Source organism: Quisquiliibacterium sp., assembly GCF_982640115.1.
The window spans coordinates 1-3,867 of sequence record NZ_CEXFHW010000262.1 but is presented as its reverse complement, the minus strand read 5'-3'; the positions used below and the strand labels follow the sequence as shown (position 1 = coordinate 3,867).

4 protein-coding genes are annotated in these 3,867 nt (G+C 70.3%); 3 read left to right on the top strand and 1 reads right to left on the bottom strand.

Annotated features, from left to right (window positions below):
* Positions 1-583, top strand: a 583-nt coding sequence (locus AC2H6A_RS18500; protein WP_484275191.1) for a dienelactone hydrolase family protein, incomplete at its 5' end; no start/stop codon positions are given.
* On the opposite strand, the gene AC2H6A_RS18495 is transcribed toward AC2H6A_RS18500, so the two are convergent.
* Positions 571-1,593, bottom strand: a complete 1,023-nt coding sequence (locus tag AC2H6A_RS18495) for a methionine synthase (protein WP_484275190.1) — start codon at positions 1,591-1,593, stop codon at positions 571-573. The genes AC2H6A_RS18500 and AC2H6A_RS18495 overlap by 13 nt on opposite strands.
* A gap of 136 nt (positions 1,594-1,729) precedes the next feature.
* Between AC2H6A_RS18495 and AC2H6A_RS18490 the strand changes: the two genes are divergently transcribed.
* Together AC2H6A_RS18490 and AC2H6A_RS18485 are read left to right on the top strand one after the other, a co-directional pair.
* The gene (locus tag AC2H6A_RS18490; protein WP_484275189.1) at positions 1,730-2,896 is read left to right on the top strand and encodes an acyl-CoA dehydrogenase family protein; all 1,167 of its coding nucleotides are present in this window, start codon (positions 1,730-1,732) and stop codon (positions 2,894-2,896) included.
* A gap of 7 nt (positions 2,897-2,903) precedes the next feature.
* A partial coding sequence (locus AC2H6A_RS18485; RefSeq protein WP_484275188.1) for an acetyl-CoA hydrolase/transferase C-terminal domain-containing protein occupies positions 2,904-3,867 on the top strand: 964 nt, incomplete at its 3' end.

Here is a 3,867-nt window from a genome sequence, read left to right as displayed (position 1 = left end):
GCGGCATTCGCCGCGCAATCTGGCGGTGGCCGCGCAGCTGCGCGAGGCCGGGCTGGGCACGCTGCTGGTGGATCTGCTCAGCGCGCAGGAGGATCAGCGCGACGAGGCCCGCTTCGACATCGATCTGCTCACCCGGCGACTGGCGGAGGCGACCCGCTGGCTGAGCACCGATCCGCGCACTGCCGGCCTGCCGCTGGGCCTGTTCGGCGCGAGCACCGGCGCGGCCGCAGCCTTGCGGGTGGCGGCCGACGCGCCCGGGGCGGTGACTGCGGTGGTGTCCCGCGGCGGCCGGCCCGATCTGGCCGATCGCGCCGCGCTGCGGGCAGTGCGTGCCCCGGTGCTGCTGGTGGTGGGCGGCAATGACGATATCGTGCTGGCGATCAACCGCGAGGCGCTGGCCGAGCTGCGCGGCCCGAAGCGGCTGTCCATCGTGCCCCGGGCCACCCATCTCTTCCCCGAGCCGGGCGCGCTTGCCCAGGTGGGACGGCTGGCGGTCGACTGGTTCGGGCGCTGGTTCGAGGCCGCGCTGGCCGACGCGCCCGGCCGGAGCGCCGGCCGGAGCGCCAGGCTTCAGTCGCCGTAGCGCTCGCGGGCCAGCCGCGCGCCTTCGCCGAGCGCGGCCAGCTTGCGCCGGGCCACCTCGGGGTCCATGGGGGCCATGCCGCAGTTGGTGCACGGAAACAGCCGCTCGCGCGGCACATGCTGCAGGGCGCGGCCGATGGTCTCGGCCACCTGCTCGGGCGTCTCGACCGTGTCACTGGCCACGTCGATCACACCGACCAGCACATCCTTGCCCTTGAGCAGGCTCATCAGTTCGATCGGCACCTTCGAGCCCGCGCACTCGAGCGAGACCTGGTTGATGCGGCTGGCGGCCAGCGCCGGAAAGATCTTCTCGTACTGGCGCCATTCCTGGCCGAGCGACTCCTTCCAGTCGATGTTGGCCTGGATGCCGTAGCCGTAGCAGATGTGGACCGCGGTGGTGCAGCTCAGGCCCTCGGTGGCCCGGTGAAGCGCCTCGATGCCCCAGTCGGTGACCTCGTCCATGAACACATTGAAGGCGGGTTCGTCGAACTGGATCACGTCGACCCCGTCGTCCTGCAGGCCGCGGGCCTCCTGGTTGAGCAGGTCGGCGAAGGCCATGGCCATGCGCACCTTGTCGCCATAGAAGCGGTCGGCCACGGTGTCGACGATGGTCATCGGGCCGGGCAGGGTGAACTTCAGCCGACGGCTGGTGTGGGCCCGCGCCAGTCTGGCCTCGGCCTGGTGCACGCGGCCCTTCAGGCGCAGCGCGCCGGTGACCTGCGGCACCATCGCGTCGTAGCGGTTGTTGCGGATGCCCATCTTCACCTTGTTGGCGAAGTCGATGCCCTCCACCGCCTCGAGAAAGCCGTGCACGAAGTGCTGGCGCGACTGTTCGCCATCACCCACCGTGGCCAGCCCGGCGTCTTCCTGCAGCTTGAGCCACAGCAGCGTGGCGTCGGCCTTGGCCGCGGCCAGTTCGGCGCCCTGGCTGCGCCACTGCGGCCAGAGCTTGTGGGTCTCGGCCAGCCAGGCGGGTTTGGGCAGGCTGCCTGCCAGGGTGGGTTCGAACATCGCACGCTCCGATCGGGACCGCGCCCTCGCGCGGATTCGGCGGCAAGGGTACTCTCGGGGCCCGGCCGAGGCCAATGCGGGGATTTCCCGCATTGGCCTCACCCTTGCACACCCTTCCGAAGAGAATCAGGCTGCCATGGATTTCGCCCTCACCCAGGAACAGGAAAGCATCCGCGAGTCGGTCACCCGCATCTGCGAGCGTTTCGATGACAACTACTGGTCGCGCAAGGATCAGGAGGGCGGCTTTCCGCATGAGCTCTATCACGCGCTGGCCGAGGCCGGCTGGCTGGGCGTGTGCACGCCGGAGGAATACGGCGGTTCGGGCCTGGGCGTGGTCGAGGCCTGCCTGGTGGCGCGCGCGATCAGCGAGTCGGGCGCCGGCATGTCGGGTGCCTCGGCGGTGCACATCAACATCTTCGGCCTGAACCCGGTGGTGGTCTTCGGCACCCACGAGCAGAAGCTGCGCATGCTGCCGCCGATGGTGCAGGGCCGCCAGAAGGCCTGCTTCGCGGTCACCGAGCCGAACACCGGCCTGAACACCACGCAGCTCAAGACGCGCGCGGTGCGCAAGGGCGACCGCTACGTGGTCAACGGCCACAAGGTGTGGATCTCCACCGCACAGGTGGCCGACAAGATGCTGCTGCTTGCCCGCACCACGCCGCTCGAGGAGGTCAAGCGTCCCACCGAGGGCCTCAGCCTGTTCTACACCGACTTCGACCGCACCCGGATCACCGCGCGCGAGATCGACAAGATGGGCCGCAAGCCGATCGACTCCAATGAGCTGTTCATCGAGAACTTCGAGGTGCCGGTCGAGGACCGCATCGGGGAGGAAGGCCGTGGCTTCGAGTACATCCTGCACGGCATGAACCCCGAGCGGGTGATGATCGCCGCCGAGGCGATCGGCCTGGGCCACGCCGCCTTGCGCCGCGCCACGCAATACGCCAAGGAACGGGTGGTGTTCAATCGCCCGATCGGCCAGAACCAGGCCATCCAGCATCCGCTGGCGGTCAACTGGATGGAGCTCGAGGCCGCCTGGCTGATGACCCTCTCGGCCGCCTGGCAGTACGACAACAACCTGCCCTGCGGCGCTGCGGCCAACGCGGCCAAGTACCTCGCCGGCGAGGCCGGTTTCAACGCCTGTCAGCAGGCGGTGATGACCCACGGCGGCTTCGGCTATGCCAGGGAATACCATGTTGAGCGCTATCTGCGCGAGGTGATGATCCCGCGCATCGCGCCGGTCAGCCCGCAGCTCGTCATGTGCTTCATCGCCGAGCGGGTGCTCGGCCTGCCCACGTCCTACTGAGGCGCGCTTGGCTGTCGCGCTGCCTGACCCGATCGAGCCGGGCACGCTCGACCTGGGCGCCTTGCTGCGGCCTGGCGACCGGGTGGTCTGCGCGCAGGCCGGCGCCGAGCCGCTCACTCTCACCCGCGCGCTGGTCGCGCAGCGCGCCGCCCTGGGCGGCGTGTCGGTGTTCCTGGGCGCCACCTTCTCGGACACCTTCGCGCCGGCGCACGCCGATCACCTGCGCTTCGAGTCGTACGGCGCGATGGGCGCCACGGTGCCGCTCGCCCAGGCGGGCTGCCTCGAGGTGCTGCCCGTGCACTACAGCGAGCTCGACGACGCCTTCCAGAGCGGGCGATGGCGCGCCGATGTGGTGCTGCTGCAGCTCGCCCCGGGCGAGGGCGGCGGCTCGCCCAGCCTGGGCCTGGGCAATGATTACGCGGCGGCCGCGGCGATGCGGGCCCGGGTGGTCATCGCCGAACTCAATCCCCAGGCACCCTGGACTCACGGCGCGGCCCTGCCCGAGGGGCTGCGGATCGATGCCGTGGTGCGCGCCCAGGCGGCCCCGCTGGCCATTCCGGCTGCCCGATTCGGGCAGGTCGAACAGCGCATCGCCACCTGGGTGGCCGCGCTGGTGCCGGAGCGCGCCACGGTGCAGACCGGGATCGGCGCATTGCCCGATGCCGTGCTCGCCGGCCTGCGCGGCCATCGCGACCTCGGCATCCACACCGGCCTGCTCGGCGAGTGCGCGCTGGACCTGATCGAGGCGGGCGCGGTCACCAATGCCTTCAAGTCCATCGACACCGGCGTCACGGTCAGCAACATCGTCTGCGGCACGCCGCGGCTGCATCGCTGGGCGCACCGCAATCCCGCGCTTCGCCTGGCCCGTGGCGCCTACACCCATGGACCACGGGTGCTTGCAGGCATCGATCGCTTCTTCGCGATCAACTCGGCGCTCGAGGTCGATCTCAGCGGCCAGGTGAATGCCGAGT

Bases quoted from the DNA above. Each gene is read 5' to 3' on its own strand.
- AC2H6A_RS18495 (WP_484275190.1), bottom strand. From the start codon at position 1,593: ATGTTCGAACCCACCCTGGCAGGCAGCCTGCCCAAACCCGCCTGGCTG.
- AC2H6A_RS18490 (WP_484275189.1), top strand. From the start codon at position 1,730: ATGGATTTCGCCCTCACCCAGGAACAGGAAAGCATCCGCGAGTCGGTC.